This is a genomic window from Desulfofundulus sp., assembly GCF_049701015.1.
In the GTDB taxonomy this organism is placed as follows: Bacteria; Bacillota; Desulfotomaculia; order Desulfotomaculales; family Desulfovirgulaceae; genus Desulfofundulus.
In genome coordinates this window covers 1-15554 of sequence record NZ_JBNATZ010000040.1, presented here as the reverse complement: position 1 = coordinate 15554, position 15554 = coordinate 1, and the positions used below count along the sequence as shown (strand labels likewise).

Annotated in this window: 15 protein-coding genes; 12 read left to right on the top strand and 3 right to left on the bottom strand. The window is 51.9% G+C overall.

Going from position 1 to position 15554, the window contains the following annotated elements:
• A partial coding sequence (alr, locus tag ACPLUI_RS04325; protein WP_424659044.1) for an alanine racemase occupies nucleotides 1-654 on the top strand: 654 nt, incomplete at its 5' end.
• Nucleotides 655-742: 88 nt separating this feature from the next.
• Here alr and ACPLUI_RS04320 read toward each other — a convergent pair.
• Nucleotides 743-2500, bottom strand: a complete 1758-nt coding sequence (locus tag ACPLUI_RS04320) for an Rqc2 family fibronectin-binding protein (RefSeq protein ID WP_424659043.1) — start codon at nucleotides 2498-2500, stop codon at nucleotides 743-745.
• 231 nt (nucleotides 2501-2731) lie between these two features.
• Here ACPLUI_RS04320 and ACPLUI_RS04315 point away from each other — a divergent pair, with 231 nt between their 5' ends.
• From ACPLUI_RS04315 to coaBC, 9 genes are all read left to right on the top strand, one after another.
• The gene (locus tag ACPLUI_RS04315) at nucleotides 2732-5479 is read left to right on the top strand and encodes a calcium-transporting P-type ATPase, PMR1-type (RefSeq protein ID WP_424659042.1); all 2748 of its coding nucleotides are present in this window, start codon (nucleotides 2732-2734) and stop codon (nucleotides 5477-5479) included.
• Between the two features lie 159 nt (nucleotides 5480-5638).
• A complete protein-coding gene (dapF, locus tag ACPLUI_RS04310; RefSeq protein WP_424659041.1) occupies nucleotides 5639-6487 on the top strand; it encodes a diaminopimelate epimerase in 849 nt (282 codons plus the stop codon).
• Nucleotides 6488-6508: 21 nt separating this feature from the next.
• Nucleotides 6509-7687, top strand: coding sequence for an LL-diaminopimelate aminotransferase (locus tag ACPLUI_RS04305; RefSeq protein WP_424659040.1), 1179 nt, complete (start codon nucleotides 6509-6511; stop codon nucleotides 7685-7687).
• Nucleotides 7688-7711: 24 nt separating this feature from the next.
• Nucleotides 7712-8905: a pyridoxal phosphate-dependent aminotransferase gene (locus ACPLUI_RS04300; RefSeq protein ID WP_424659039.1), complete on the top strand. Its 1194-nt coding sequence runs from the start codon at nucleotides 7712-7714 to the stop codon at nucleotides 8903-8905.
• Nucleotides 8906-9044: 139 nt separating this feature from the next.
• A complete protein-coding gene (locus ACPLUI_RS04295; RefSeq protein WP_424659038.1) occupies nucleotides 9045-9923 on the top strand; it encodes a YicC/YloC family endoribonuclease in 879 nt (292 codons plus the stop codon).
• A 23-nt stretch (nucleotides 9924-9946) separates the two neighbouring features.
• Complete coding sequence (remA, locus tag ACPLUI_RS04290) at nucleotides 9947-10228, top strand: extracellular matrix/biofilm regulator RemA (RefSeq protein WP_424659045.1); 282 nt, start codon at nucleotides 9947-9949, stop codon at nucleotides 10226-10228.
• A 2-nt stretch (nucleotides 10229-10230) separates the two neighbouring features.
• Nucleotides 10231-10857, top strand: a complete 627-nt coding sequence (gmk, locus tag ACPLUI_RS04285; RefSeq protein ID WP_424659037.1) for a guanylate kinase — start codon at nucleotides 10231-10233, stop codon at nucleotides 10855-10857.
• Between the two features lie 15 nt (nucleotides 10858-10872).
• Nucleotides 10873-11079, top strand: coding sequence for a DNA-directed RNA polymerase subunit omega (gene rpoZ, locus ACPLUI_RS04280; protein ID WP_424659036.1), 207 nt, complete (start codon nucleotides 10873-10875; stop codon nucleotides 11077-11079).
• Nucleotides 11080-11096: 17 nt separating this feature from the next.
• Nucleotides 11097-12305 carry a bifunctional phosphopantothenoylcysteine decarboxylase/phosphopantothenate--cysteine ligase CoaBC gene (gene coaBC / locus ACPLUI_RS04275; protein ID WP_424659035.1) on the top strand — a complete coding sequence of 403 codons (1209 nt, stop codon included), beginning with the start codon at nucleotides 11097-11099 and terminating at the stop codon, nucleotides 12303-12305.
• A 10-nt stretch (nucleotides 12306-12315) separates the two neighbouring features.
• Here coaBC and ACPLUI_RS04270 read toward each other — a convergent pair whose 3' ends face one another.
• Complete coding sequence (locus ACPLUI_RS04270; protein ID WP_424659034.1) at nucleotides 12316-12681, bottom strand: hypothetical protein; 366 nt, start codon at nucleotides 12679-12681, stop codon at nucleotides 12316-12318.
• Nucleotides 12682-12738: 57 nt separating this feature from the next.
• Nucleotides 12739-13185, bottom strand: a complete 447-nt coding sequence (locus ACPLUI_RS04265; protein ID WP_424659033.1) for a MarR family winged helix-turn-helix transcriptional regulator — start codon at nucleotides 13183-13185, stop codon at nucleotides 12739-12741.
• Between the two features lie 181 nt (nucleotides 13186-13366).
• Here ACPLUI_RS04265 and ACPLUI_RS04260 point away from each other — a divergent pair, with 181 nt between their 5' ends.
• The gene (locus ACPLUI_RS04260; protein WP_424659032.1) at nucleotides 13367-13825 is read left to right on the top strand and encodes a hypothetical protein; all 459 of its coding nucleotides are present in this window, start codon (nucleotides 13367-13369) and stop codon (nucleotides 13823-13825) included.
• Between the two features lie 2 nt (nucleotides 13826-13827).
• On the top strand, nucleotides 13828-15554 hold a 1727-nt coding region (gene priA / locus ACPLUI_RS04255; protein ID WP_424659031.1), incomplete at its 3' end, for a replication restart helicase PriA.

Genomic DNA, 15554 nt, shown 5'->3' with positions numbered 1-15554 from the left:
TTTATCGAAGGGGTATATACCCACATGGCTTGTGCTGACGAGCGGGACAAAACTTACACCCGCTGGCAGTTCGACCGCTTTAAAGAAGCTGTGGCCGGTATTGAAACCCGGGGTTTAACCATACCGGTTAAACATGTAGCCAACAGTGCCACTGTCCTGGATCTGCCGGAAATGCACCTCGATATGGTTCGGCCGGGGATTATATTATACGGCCTCTGGCCTTCTCCCGAAGTTCAGCGGGTGATCGATTTAAAACCTGCGATGCAGTTAAAGGCCAGGGTGGCTTATGTCAAGAAAGTGCCGGCAGGCACTTCCATCAGCTACGGTCGCAAGTTTACCACTAATGTTCCTTCTGTTATTGCCACTTTACCCCTTGGGTATGCTGACGGCTGGTCTCGTCTCCTATCCAATAAGGCCGAAATTTTAATTCACGGGCAGCGGGTCCCCGTGGTAGGCCGGGTGTGTATGGACCAGTGCATGGTGGACGTAACCCGGATTCCGGGGGTACAACCGGGTGACGAAGCAGTTCTCTTTGGAGTGCAGGGGGAGCAGTTCTTACCCGTTGAGGAAGTGGCTTCCCACATGGGTACCATTAATTATGAGATGGTTTGTCTGATCAGCAAACGTGTACCGCGTGTTTATCTCAATGATTGAAACAGGATGTACGAAAGGACCAGGACATCATGGTCGACGCAGGGTAGCGGGTTCCGCGGGGTGTTCCCGAAAAGTCCGATTTCAGGGCTTAAGCCTTGAGCTTTTCTACCAGTTCCTGATCGGGATTAACGGTCAGAGTACGCTGTCCGGTATACACAACGTAGCCGGGACGGGCTCCCCGGGGTTTGTGTACGTTCCTGCACAGAGTATAATCCACGGGTACATTTTGTGATTCTCTCGCCCGGCTGAAGTAAGCGGCCAGGGAAGCAGCTTCGGCCAGAGTGGTTTCCGGGACGGTCCGTCCCGCTGTGCGGATGAGTACGTGGGAACCCGGGATATCCCTGGTGTGCAGCCAGATGTCCCCGTCTTTGGCCAGGTGCAGTGTGAGGTAGTCGTTTTGCTTGTTGTTCCGTCCCACTAAAATGGTAAAGCCTTCGCTGGAAGTAAAGACAAGGGGCCGGGGTTTTTCCGGTTCCCTTTTCTTTTCCCTGCCTGCCGGCTTTAAGTAGCCCTGCTCCTCCAGCTCTTCCCTGATTTCCAGTAGTTCTGGTACGGTTGTAGTTTGAATGATGGCCGTTTCAATACCTTTTAAATATTCCAGGTCTCTTTTGGTTTGTTCCAACCGGTTTCCGGTTTTCTCCCTGGTCTGTTTGGCCTTGCTATATTTTTTAAAATATGCCTGGGCATTTTGTACCGGGTTTAACCGGGGATCGAGCGGAATGGTTACCATCTTTCTTTCCGGGTCGTAGAAATTTTCCAGGGTAACCTGGCTAAGACCTTTTTCCAGGCGGTAGAGGTTAGCCATCAGCAGTTCCCCAAAGATTCTATATTCTTCCGCCCGTTCAGCTTTGGCCAGGCTCTCCTCTTGCATGGAAAGCTTCTGTGATAGGCGGCCCATCTCCCGCCGGACAACAGTGAGCAGAGATTGTTTTTTACTTTGATAAGCCTGGTCTTCTTCCCTGGCCGTATAAAAAAGGTCGACCAGAGTGTTCATTTTGCCGTGCTGTCGTTTTAAAGGGTTAAAATGGGTTAGATCAAAGGCGGCAAATTCCCTGGGCCTGCCCTGTTCGTCCACTACCAGGGAAGGTTGGAATTCTCCCCGGGTGATAGCACCGGCCATGTCTTGAATTGCCTGCCATAAAGCCACTATTTCATATTCTCCGCAATGATCCAGGATCAGATCTTGAGCCAGTCGGGCTCGGTAAAGGATTTCCCGGGCCATCACCTGACTGATCCCATCCAGGGTCCGTTGCAAAGCAGTGGCTACGGCAGTTTCCAGGGGAGCCTCGAGTAGTGCGTGACGGAATTCCTCTTCTTTTAACTCAAGAGGATTAAGTTTATGCTGTTCCGGCGGGGGTATGTATTCCCGCCCGGGTAAAACCTCCCGGTAGCGGCTGACGGCGTAGGTATAACGCTTGATGGCGTCGATAATTTGCTTTGTATCCGGGTTGACAAGCATAATGTTGCTATGCCGCCCCATGATTTCACATATCAATTCCTTGATGCATGGTTCGCCGAATTCGTTGTAGCTCTGAAGCTGGAAAACCAGTACACGGTCCAATCCCCGCTGGTGGATTCCCCGGATGCGGCTCCCCTCCAGGTGTTTGCGCAGGACCATGCAGAAAACCGGTGGGAATTGGGGGTTTCCCTTTGTTTTTCCGGTTAAGTGTACCCGGGCGTTTTCCGGGTGAGCGGAAAGCAGCAGGCGGGATCGGGTGCCCTGGTGATGGATGAGTAAATTTATCTCCAGGGGACCCGGCTGGTATATTCTTTCAATGCGACCTCCAAGCAGTTCGTCTTCTAACTCTTTGCGTATGGCTGCCATTACCAGTCCGTCAAAAGGCATGGGCGATTTCCTTTCCAGGCAGACGCTTTTAGAATAATGCTTGCAAACAGTTTATCATCTACCTCCGGTGGTATGCAAGGTATGGTTCCATTCAGCCAGATGGAATGGCTGGCCTCTTTTGATAGTTTTGATAGTTTTTGAAAAGTGAATCCTGCTAACCAGGGTGTTATTTTCCCAAAGGAATTCGCATATGTTTAATGGGACAAACCGCAATGGTAGGGGTGAGGGCTAATGCCGGAACAGTGGTATTCATTGACTGGCGAAGAAGTGGCGGCGGTGTTTCAGTCCGACCCGCACAAGGGTTTGGATGAGAGGGAGGTCAGGGAGAGAGTAGCTCGCTTTGGTCCCAATGAACTGGCCAAGGCACCGCGAGTACCTTTATGGCGGAAGTTCATGGAGCAATTTAAGGATTTTATGGTTTTGATCTTGCTGGCAGCTACAGTAATCTCCGGCTTTTTAGGCGAATTTGTGGACGCGGCCACCATTATGATTATTGTGATCATAAATGCAATTCTGGGTTGTATTCAGGAGTACCGGGCCGAACGCTCCATGGAAGCTTTAAAAGAACTTACCGCCCCCGAGGCCCGGGTAATCCGTGGGGGTGTGGAACAAAAAATTCCAGCTGCAACACTGGTACCAGGGGATGTGGTTTTGCTGGAAGCCGGGGATCGGGTCCCAGCAGACCTGAGGCTACTGGAGGCGGTAAACCTGGAAATAGAAGAGTCTGCGCTTACCGGTGAATCCGCCCCCGTTAGAAAAGGAGTAGAACCCATTTCAGGCAGGGTTACCCCTGGGGATGCACGTAACATGGCTTACCTGGGGACAGTAGTAACCCGTGGCCGGGGCAGGGGGATAGTGGTGGCTACCGGAATGGCTACTGAAATGGGTCGTATTGCCGGGTTAATTCAGGATGCAGGTAGTGAGGAAACCCCCCTGCAGCGCCGGTTGGCCCAGTTGGGACGGGGACTTGTGGCTTTTTGCCTGTTGATTTGTGCTCTGGTTGTGGCGGTGGGTATCTACCGTGGTGAGCCGGCCTATCAGATGTTTCTGGCGGGAGTAAGTCTGGCTGTGGCGGCCATTCCCGAAGGATTGCCTGCCATTGTTACAGTTGCTCTTGCTATTGGAGTGCAGCGCATGATTCGACGGAAGGCCATTATTCGCAAATTGCCTGCGGTAGAGACCCTGGGCTGCGCTACGGTGATTTGTTCCGATAAGACCGGTACCCTGACTCAGAATGAGATGATGGTACGGCGGGCACTGGTTGGGCAGGTCCCTCTGGAATTTACTGGTGAAGGGTATGATCCAAAGGGTGAGATCATTACCTCGCTTTCTCCTCATTCTGAGGAACTTCAGCTGTTTTTCAAGATTGCCGCGCTCTGCAATAATGCAGTGCTTACGCGCAGCGGAATTTCCATAGGGGGGTTATTCAGGAGTTTGGCCCGCCGTGAATCCCCTGTCTGGTCCATTAACGGTGATCCTACTGAAGGTGCATTGCTGGTCATGGCAGCCAAGGGAGGATTCTGGCGTGAAGAATTGGAGCGCCGGGAGCAGAGGGTTATGGAATTTCCATTTGATTCCGAGCGCAAGCGCATGTCAGTGGTGTACAGGCAACCAGACGGGAACCTGTTTGCCTATGTCAAAGGAGCCCCTGATGTGGTACTTGAACTCTGTACCCATCAATACCGTCAGGGGCGTATAGTTCCTTTAACGTCACGTCAACGGGAAGAAATTTTAAGACAGAATGCCGCCATGGCATCCGATGCTTTGCGTGTACTGGCCTTCGCCTGGCGCAGGTTGGGGACAGGATCTGCAGAGGGGTTGACGGAAGCGGAGGTGGAACAAAATCTCGTTTTTGTAGGCCTGGCGGGGATGATCGATCCTCCCCGGCCAGCAGCAGTGATGGCTGTACAGCGCTGCCGTAGGGCAGGAATCAAAGTGGTGATGATTACGGGTGATCACCGTCTAACTGCTGAGGCAGTGGCCAGGGAACTGGGTCTATTAGGGAGACAGGGGCGCATTTTAACGGGAAGCGAACTGGACCAGCTGGACGATGACCAGTTGGTGCGGATTGTTGGGGAGGTCGCTGTATTCGCAAGGGTATCGCCCCGGCACAAACTGCGCATTGTCCGGGCACTAAAGCGGGCGGGCCATGTGGTGGCCATGACGGGAGATGGTATTAATGATGCTCCGGCCATTAAAGAAGCGGATATTGGTATTGCCATGGGGATGACAGGGACGGATGTGACCAAAGAAGCCTCCTCCATGGTTTTGGCCGATGATAATTTTACCACCATTGTAGCTGCCGTGGAGGAGGGGCGGGGTATTTATGATAATATTCGCAAGTTCATCCGTTACCTTCTTTCCTGCAATGTAGGAGAAGTACTGGTCATGTTCTTTGCTGTGCTGGCTGGACTGCCGCTACCCCTTCTACCCATTCAGATATTATGGATGAATCTGGTTACAGACGGGTTGCCGGCCATGGCCCTGGGTGTAGATCCGCCTGATCCAGACATCATGTACAGGCCGCCCCGGCACCCCCGGGAGAGTATTTTTGCACATGGCCTGGCCTGGCGTATCCTGGGTAGCGGACTGGCGATAGGAATGGGTACATTGATCGTTTTTGCGGGTATTTACGCCCTGGGTCGCGGTCACCTGGATCTGGCCAGAACCATGGCCTTTAACACTCTGGTCTTTTCCCAGCTGTTTTTTGTCTTTACCTGCCGTTCTGAACACCATACAGTCTGGGAAGTGGGGATGTTCTCCAATCCCCACCTGCTCGTAGCAGTGCTCTGTTCTATACTTTTACAACTGGCGGTTACTTATGTACCCTGTTTGCAACCGGTGTTTCACACCGTTCCTCTGGATTTCCTGCACTGGCTGGTTGTTATTATGGTCTCCCTGGCCCCTCCTCTTTTGAATACTGTTTTCAGGCACCTGCAGTTGCGGGTCAGGGAAAAAATAATGTATCTTAAAGTTTAAGCCGATTTTGGAACTTTTGCAGGAGAAATTGCAGGAAAAATGCCGGGCAGCGCGAAGTATTAATTTTGTCCCTGACGGTTACAGGAAATACTACAATTCAGGGTTAGTGTCGTCACTCAAGTAGATGGACGGCGGCATCTTTAAGGAGGGCTTACCCACTTGCAGTTCTTCAAAGTACACGGTTTGGGAAACGATTTTATCCTCATTGACCTGATAAGGAATGAGGATTGGTCGGATGGGGTTGATTTATCAGAAACTGCCCGGCAGCTTTGTCACCGTAATTTTGGTATTGGGGCCGATGGCCTGGTGCTCGTCCGCAAGAGCTCTAGAGCCGATGCTTTTATGCAGATTATTAACGCTGATGGCAGCGAGGCGGAGATGTGCGGCAATGCTATACGCTGTGTAGCCAGATATCTCTACGAGCGGGGCGGAATAAAAAAAGAGGTATTGCGTGTTGAGACCAGGGCGGGTGTAATGGTGCTGCGGCTGGTACTGGAGGGCAGGCGGCTTGCTGCAGTAAGGGTGGATATGGGTATCCCCCGTTTACAACGGCAGGAAATACCCATGATTGGTCCACCGGGGCGTGTGCTGAATGAACCCCTGGTTCTGGAAGGACAAACCTTCCATATAACTGCTGTATCCATGGGTAATCCCCACTGTATACTTTTTGTCCCCGATGTGGAACAGGTCGACATTTACTATTTGGGGCCAAAACTCGAAAAGCATCCCCTTTTCCCACGGAAAACAAACGTGGAGTTTGTGCAGGTTTTAAACAGGGGCGAGGTAAGGGTACGGGTTTGGGAGCGGGGTGCAGGGCCTACCCTGGCCTGTGGCACCGGGGCCTGTGCTACCGTGGTGGCCGGGGTGTTAAACAATTACACCGACCGGGTGGTTAAGGTTCACTTACCCGGGGGAACACTTCTTATTGAATGGATGGAAGATGAACATTTGTATATGACCGGTCCAGCAGAGGAGGTTTTTTGCGGTCAGATTCCCTGCCTGGAATAGTGTTTTAAGGAGGTATCGATTGTGCGGTTCGAACAGGCACAGCGCATAAAAAACTTACCCCCGTATCTTTTCGCCCGTATTGAGCGGCTGATAGAGGAAAAAAAGGCTGCCGGGGTGGACATTATCAGTCTGGGGATAGGCGATCCGGACCAGCCCACCCCGGAACACATCATCGAGGAACTGATTAAGGAAGCGCGTAACCCGGCAAACCATCAGTACCCTTCTTCCGCAGGCATGCTCAGCTACCGTCAGACAGTGGCCGACTGGTATGCCAGACGTTTCGGAGTACACCTGGATCCCAGAACCGAAGTGGTTACCCTTATTGGTTCCAAAGAAGGGATTGCCCATATTTCCTGGTGCTATCTCAATCCCGGGGATACAGTGCTGGTGCCAGACCCGGGTTATCCTGTTTATGCAGGGGGAGCCATCCTGGCCGGGGCGGAGCCCTACTATATGCCCTTAAAAGCAGAGCGGGGATACCTCCCCGATTTGAGTGCCATTCCCACGGAAGTGGCCAGACGGGCTAAAATGATGTTTATCAATTATCCCAACAATCCTACAGGGGCAGTTGCAGATGAATCTTTCTTGGCCGAAGTGGTGGCCTTTGCCCGGGACTTTAATATCCTGGTCTGCCACGACGCTGCTTATTCGGAAATAACTTTTGATGGTTACCGGGCGCCAAGCTTTCTGCAAGTTCCCGGTGCCAAAGAGGTGGGGATTGAGTTTAGCTCCGTTTCCAAACCCTTTAATATGACAGGCTGGCGGATTGGCTGGGCTGCAGGCTGTGCGGAAGTAATCGAGGCTCTGGGACGCCTGAAGTCAAACCTGGATTCCGGACAGTTTCAGGCCATTCAGTATGCCGCCATGGCGGGATTAAACGGGCCGCGGGAGGTTATTGACCGGGTCAATGCTCTTTACCGCGAACGCCGGGACATCCTGGTGGATGGTTTGAACTCTTTGGGCTGGAGACTGGAGAAGCCAAAGGCTACCTTCTATGTTTGGGCCCCCGTTCCAGCGGGATATACCAGTGAATCGTTTGCTGAGATGGTTTTGGAAAAGGCTGCGGTGGTGATAACACCGGGTACCGGTTATGGTCCCAATGGAGCCGGTTATTTCCGGATGTCTCTTACTATCGACACCGCTCGTATAAAGGAAGCCGTAGAACGTATAAAGAAAAACCTCGGTTCAGTTAGGTTCTAAAAAACATCGTAGGAGTGATCAGGCTTGAAAATTGCTGACAGGGTTAAAAATATCAGTCCTTCGCCCACGCTGGCCATCGATGCCCGGGCCAAAAGAATGATTGCAGCCGGGGAAAAAGTAATTAATTTTGGTGCAGGGGAACCGGACTTCGATACTCCGGAGCACATAAAAGAAGCTGCTATAGCCGCTATAAAGAAAGGTATGACAAAATATACCCCGGTCGGCGGTACCATGGAGTTAAGGGAAGCCATAGTGCAAAAATTGGAGGCCGACAACGGATTGAAATATACGCCGGAGCAAATTGTAGTTTCCGCCGGAGCCAAGCATTCACTTTACAACGCCATGATGGTGCTGCTTCAGCCGGGTGATGAGGTAATCTTGCCGGCACCTTACTGGGTCAGTTATCTGGAGCAAATCAAACTGGCCGGTGCAGTGCCGGTAATCATCCAAACACGCCAGGAAAACGGGTTCAAGTTGACGCCGGAGGAACTTTTATCAGTGGTTAGTCCGCGTACCAGGATGGTCATTATTAATTCTCCTGGTAACCCTACCGGGGCAGTATATACCAGAGAAGAGTTGCTCGCGTTGGGAAAGGTGATTGAAGACCACGGGCTGGTAGTCATTTCAGATGAAATCTACGAAAAACTGATCTATAATGGTTGCGAACACGTGAGTATAGCTTCTTTAAGCCCGGCTTTAAAGGAGCTGACCGTAGTCATTAACGGGGTCTCCAAGGCTTACGCTATGACAGGATGGCGTATTGGTTATGCTGCCGCACCTGCGGATGTGGCCAGAGCTATGGTTGATTTACAAAGCCACTCTACTTCCAACCCCACCTCCATTGCCCAGGCAGCCAGTGTGGCTGCTCTGACGGGGACCCAGGAGCCCCTGAAGGAAATGGTGGCGGAGTTCCACCGGCGGCGGGATTACATGCTTCAGAGGTTGAACGCCATTCCGGGGATTCAATGTAACATTCCCAGTGGTGCCTTTTATGTTTTTCCATCCATGGCCAGCTATATTGGCCGCCGGTATAAAGGCAGGAACATTAGTGGAGCCAGCGATCTGGCCAGTCTTCTTCTGGATGAGTTCAAAGTGGCTGTGGTTCCCGGGGTGGCTTTTGGTGATGACCGCTGTTTCCGTCTTTCCTACGCTACCTCCATGGAAAACATTGTGGAAGGACTCAACCGTATTGAACGGTTTTTCTCGCAAGTGGATTAAGAGTTGCAGGTGCGCTGGTGCTGGTTGCGTATTGAGCGAAGGTCCTGTATTCAGTACGGGTTTGAATATTACGGGGAACGAGGGCTGTCGTTCCCCTTGCCTTAAGTAATTAATATGTTTTTAGAGAGGAGAAGGTTTTTTGCTTAAAAGCATGACCGGTTTTGGCCGGGGTGAATCATGCGGGCATGGTAAAAGATTCACGGTTGAACTCAAGTCTGTGAATCACCGGTTTTGTGAAGTTGTCCTGCGTTTCCCCCGGAGTATGGTTTCTCTGGAGGATCGAGCCAGGAGATTCATCCAATCTCGCATCTCTCGCGGGCGGATAGATGGTTATTTTTCCGTGGAGGAATGTGGTGAGCGAAGTCCAGTTGTAAAAGTTGACAAAGCCCTGGCTACATCGTATTATAAGGCAATGGAGGAATTAAAGGCTACTCTTGGATTAACAGATGCCGTCAGCATACAGCATCTGATTAATCTACCGGGACTGCTGGTGGTGGACGAACCTGCGGAAGATGATGATGCGTTGTGGCCTGTGGTTTCTGAGGCCCTGGAGCAGGCACTGGGCGGTTTGATGCAAATGCGTCTTGCGGAGGGCAGTCAGCTCAAGGCAGATTTAACCCGGCGCCTGAAGCGGGTTGAAGAACTCAACGAACAAATTAAGGCCAGGGCACCGCAGGTGGTTACGGAGTATCATAACCGCCTGACTCAGAGATTGCAGGAGTGGTTACGCAATGTACCACTGGATCAGACACGTCTGGCTACGGAGGTAGCCATTTTTGCCGAACGGGCCAGTATTGCAGAAGAAGTGGTGCGCCTGGCCAGTCATATAGTCCAGTTCCGGGAATTTCTGGACGAGGGTGGTCCCGTGGGTCGTAAACTGGATTTCCTGATCCAGGAGATGAACCGGGAGATTAATACCATTGCTTCTAAAGCCCCTGACCTTGAGATCAGCCGGGTGGTGGTGGAGGTAAAGAGCGAACTGGAGAAGATGCGAGAGCAGGTGCAGAATATCGAATAATTCCCGTGGCAGGGGGGAAAATGATGGAGATCAGATTAATAAATATTGGTTTTGGCAACATTGTCTCGGCAAATCGCATTGTAGCTATTGTCAGCCCTGAATCGGCACCCATCAAACGTATTATTAACGAGGCTCGTGATCAGGGCAAGCTCGTGGATGCCACTTACGGGAGGCGTACGCGGGCGGTAATTATTACCGATAGCGATCACGTAATTCTCTCTGCCGTACAGCCGGAAACGGTTGCCCATCGTCTGGTAGGCAAGGAGAGCACTCCTTCCCAAGCGGAAGAACGGTCGGATGAATAATCATGAAATCAGAAGGAATATTGATGGTACTGTCTGGCCCCTCCGGGGCTGGTAAGGGAACCGTTTGCCGTGCGTTGCTGGAAAAGCAACCGGGGATTCACCTTTCCATTTCCGCTACAACCAGGAAACCCCGGGCCGGTGAAGTGGACGGGGTTAATTACTTTTTTGTTTCCCGGGAAAAGTTCCAGCGGATGATCGATGCCGGGGAGTTGCTGGAGTGGGCAGAGATATACGGTAATTATTATGGTACGCCGCTAAAAAGCGTGGAGGAGAACCTGGCCAGGGGTGAGGATGTACTTCTGGAGATTGATGTTCAGGGTGGTCTGCAGGTAAAAAGGAAGTTTCCTTCAGCGGTGCTTGTTTTTCTCCTACCCCCTTCCCGGGCTGCATTGGTTGAACGCCTTACCGGTCGTGGTACTGATCCCATCGAGGAGATCCAAAGGCGGTTGCACTGGGCAAATACGGAATTGAAGTTCCTTTTCAGTTATGATTATATAGTCATTAACCGGAAGATTGAGGAAGCTGTTGCTACCCTTCAATCAATTCTTGTAGCCGAAAAATGCCGTCCTCAACGTATTAAACTGGATGAGAGCTGGGGGATAACTGGCTTGAAAGAGAATTCCTGGTGAGTGCGGGGGGTCGCCATGAATCAACCATCGTTAGACGAACTGATGAAAAAAGTTGATAGTCGCTACACGCTCGTGGTAGTAGTGGCAAAAAGAGCCAGAATGCTGACAGAAAGAGGGGAAGAAGATGGAAATGGTCCTGCTGTTAAGCCCGTTACCCAGGCATTGCATGAGATTGTACGTGGCCAAATCCGTTACCGCAGGACCAAACATGGAGTAAAATAGGGCAGGGGGCGAAAAGTATGCTTTCCGGGAGGTTCATCATCCTGGGCGTAACCGGGGGGATTGCTGCTTATAAAGCTGCGGAGCTGGCCAGTGCCTTAACCAGGGCCGGTGCCCTGGTGGATGTGGTTATGACGAAGGCGGCTCAAGAATTTGTGCAACCATTAACTTTTGCAACTCTTACCGGGCGACCGGTGCATACTGAATTGTTCGGCTCTTCTACCGGTGGGATTATTCCCCACATTGAGCTGGCGACCAGAGCCGAGCTCATTGTGGTCGCCCCGGCTACGGCCAATACCCTGGCCAAGCTGGCCCACGGTCACGCGGACGATCTTTTGAGCTCCCTGGTTTTAGCTGCCACCTGCCCTGTGCTGCTTTGCCCGGCCATGAATGCATACATGTATGCCCACCCGGCGGTACAGTCCAACTTGAAGCGGCTTTCTGAGATGGGTTACCATATTGTAGAACCTGATTCAGGTCGTCTTGCCTGTGGGGTGGAAGGTCGTGGTCGCATGCCTGACCCCGGGGTTATCATGGAGCACATCAAAACTCTTTTTCTTTCACCTGGTGACCTCCGTGGAGTAAAAGTGCTGGTTACAGCAGGGGGAACCAGGGAGCCCATCGATCCGGTGCGCTATATTTCCAACCGCAGTTCCGGTAAAATGGGCTATGCCCTGGCTGCGGCAGCTGGAATGCGTGGTGCTCAGGTTACCCTCATCTCTGCTCCCACCAGTTTGGATCCACCTCCTGGTGTGGAGGTGGTGTTTGTTGAAACTGCCAGGCAGATGTATCAAGCCGTAATGGAACACTTCTCCACTCAGGATGTGGTGATTAAAGCAGCAGCAGTGGCTGATTACCGTCCTAAAATTATAGAAGGTAAGAAGATAAAGAAAAGAGAAGACACTCTGATTCTTGAACTGGAAAGGAATCCGGATATCCTATTTGAGCTGGGGCAACGCAAAACACCGTATCAGACACTTGTTGGTTTTGCTGCCGAGACCGATGATATAGAAGCCAACGCCTTGGAGAAATTGCGAAGGAAAAACCTGGACCTGCTGGTTGCCAATGATGTTACTCAACCAGGGGCGGGATTTGGTACCGACACCAACATCGTAAAGTTGTTCTACCGTGACGGGCGCATCAAGTCTCTGCCGTTGATGGATAAAAAAGCACTGGCACACCGCATCCTGGATGTGGTCGTAGAGCTGCGTTCCCGGGTGGACGGCTAAAATTCTTACATTACCATAAGGTAAGGTATACCTGATTTCCCTCTTTGGTGGCTTTGATCAGTTCACAGTGGCGCAAAACTGCAAACTGTTTTTCCAGTTCCCACTGGGGCAGGTCAAAGACATTAGCCAGCTCTTCCCTGGTTACTTTCCCCTTTGTTTGGATGTATTCATAGATTCTTTTCTGGAGTGGAGTCAGACCGTCGGTACCTGTTTGCCCCAGCTGTTTCCTGATGGCTTTGGCACTGGCCACAGCTGCGGGATCGCATGGTTTAGGGGGTTGTAAAGCGGCGATATAGCAATCCTCACATAAGATCTGCCCGTAATAATCATAGCTATCTTGAGGTAACACTTCTTTCTGACACCTGTTGCATTTCAAAATAACCACCACCTTAATAGAAGTTGTCTGATATAGCCTCCTGGCGTGGGTAACATTTTACAATTTATCCAGGCCCTTTTGTAGTTTGACTAAAAGATGGATGAGGGTCTCCTTTTCCTCCCTGTTCAAGCAGGATATGGCACGATTAATTAGATCATTATACAGTGGTAAGACGCCGTGAAGAAGCTGGACAGCCCGGGGAGTAATTTGAGCCCGAATTACGCGACGATCTTTAGGATCAACAACGCGGATGACAAGCCCGTCCCTTTCCAGCCGGTCCACCAGGCCGGTTATATTAGCCCGACTGACCAGCATGCGTTGTCCGAGTTCGGAAAGAGGGAGGCCTTGTTCCCCGGCATGATACAGCTCCATCAAGGCGTTAAACTTGGGTTGGGAGAGGTTAAAATGGGCAAAGTGCCTGGCCAACAGGTCCTCCAGCAGGTCCATGGTACGACTGAGCTCAATTACGGTACGTATTGCCAGGTAACCTTCGTCTGGTGGCAAGAGTAATCCTCCTGAAAAGTTCTTGTACTCTAATTGTAAATATATTAAATACTTCCGTCAACAGTAAATGGTCCATTGAACTTCCCTTGTTGCACCACAGTCAGGACTTACCTGAATTATGGTTCTTGTAAAAGTATCTTTTTAACGTCCCGGGCAATAAAATATACCAGGGGGTGATACCATGTTATTCCAGCCCTGGTTTGTAATGCCTCACTGCCATCAGGGGTCCAGGTGGCGCCAGGTTGACAAAGTCGACATCCGGCTTGGTGAGCTCAACATGTGCATGACCCGTCGCACCAGGCTGGATGTACCGGCGGAATTTGCTGCCTTTATTCCAAGGGCTGAATTACGACGGCGTTATTACAGTGGTGGAGAGCTTATACAGGAGGATGAATTTATTTTAAACAGTATAACTATCACCCATGCTCCTCGTTTTCCCTCGGAAAAAGAGCGGCCGCCGGTACCGGGACCGCCAGCCGGAATGCTTGAGACAACTGAAGGAAGTGTGGAAACGAAAAAACCGTTGCTCTCCATAAACTGGCAGCCAGAAGGATCGAAAAAAGAGCTCCTGCCGGAGGTCTCTGTCCCGCCCCCCCGGGTTTGTGTACCCCGCCTGAAGTTTGGTAACAGGGAGAGATAAGGTTGCACGCAGAAGTACTGGTGTCCCTGGCTCTTCGTCAGGTGGACAAGGTTTTTCATTATAACGTGCCCCCTTCCCTGGCAGGGAGAGTGCACATTGGGAGCCGTGTGCTGGTACCCTTCGGCCGCCGTAAATTAGAGGGCTATGTGGTTGGCTTCAGTCCGGCACCGGACCCCGTGGATTTAAAGGATGTGGCTGCCCTGTTGGATGAAGGACCTCTATTCACTTCCCACCAGCTGGCCCTTGCCCGCTGGCTGGCGGCCTATTACCTTTGCCCTACAGTTAAAGCTTTGCGTACTATAATTTGGCCCCTTCTGCAAGTAAAGGGGCCGAAGAAAGTACGGGGATTGTGGCCGGTACCCGGTTCTGCTGCCCCAGATCCCCGGCGAGCACCAAAGAGTGCCGCGGTGTGGGGGGTTATTCAGGCACGCCCTGGCCTGTCCAGGCAAGAACTGGCCAGGGAGTCGGGCGTTTCTCCCCGGGTGGTGGATGCCATGATTGCCAGGGGATTCTTGCGAACCGAGGAGCGCATTGAGCCCCGTGACCCCTGTCAGAATCTTCCTTGTAAATGGGTGGACTCACCTGTCCTCAATGAGGAGCAGCTTCAAGCAGTCAACAAGATTATGGAAGCCCTGGATCAGAACAGCGGACGCAGGGTTTTTCTCCTTCACGGGGTGACGGGTAGCGGAAAAACTGAGGTCTACCTCCATGCCATTGCTGCTACGCTGGCCCGTGGCAAGCAGGCCATGATGCTGGTTCCTGAGATTGCACTTACTCCCCAGATGATTGATATTTTCAGGGGGCGTTTTGGCCGTCAGGTAGCTGTGCTACATAGCCGTCTTTCCGATGGGGAAAGATATGATGAATATCAGCGCCTTCGGACGGGGGAGGCCGGCGTGGTGTTGGGGGCACGTTCAGCCATTTTTGCCCCCCTGGAACGACCCGGTTTGATTATCCTGGATGAGGAACACGAACCCTCTTACAAGCAGGAGGAAAGCCCTCGCTATCATGCTCGGACTGTAGCCCTGCGTCTGGCGGGGTATTGTGGGGCAGTGGTGGTTCTGGGTAGTGCAACACCTTCCCTGGAATCATATAGCCAGGCTGTTGGCAGCGGGACGTACCACTTGCTGGAAATGCCCCGGCGGGTCGGCGAGCTGCCTCTGCCTTCCGTGCACGTTGTTGACTTGCGTCGCGAGCTGTACGAGGGAAATAAAGGCATTTTTTCCCGTGCTCTTCAAGATGCGATCACCTGGCGGTTATCTCGGCGGGAACAGGTGATCCTTTTTCTGAACCGGCGGGGTTATTCCACGCTGGTGGTTTGCAGGGAGTGCGGTCTGGTGCTTAAATGTCCGCACTGCGATATTTCCCTGACCTATCATGTAAGCGGGCGTTTACGTTGTCATTATTGCAACTATAATATACTGGCTCCCTCGCTGTGTCCCGGTTGCGGTAGCAGGCATGTCTCCTATCTGGGTATGGGTACCCAGAAGGTAGAACAGGAAGTCCGGCGACTGTTTCCCACTGCTCGTATCCTGCGATTGGATAGTGATACTGTGACACGGCGGGACGCCCACAGGGAGATAGTAAATAGTTTTCGTGAAGGTGAAGTGGATATCCTTATCGGTACCCAGATGGTGGCCAAGGGGCTGGATGTCCCCGGTGTAACGCTGGTTGGGGTGATCAATGCTGATATTTCCCTTCACATGCCGGATTTTCGCGCCAGTGAACG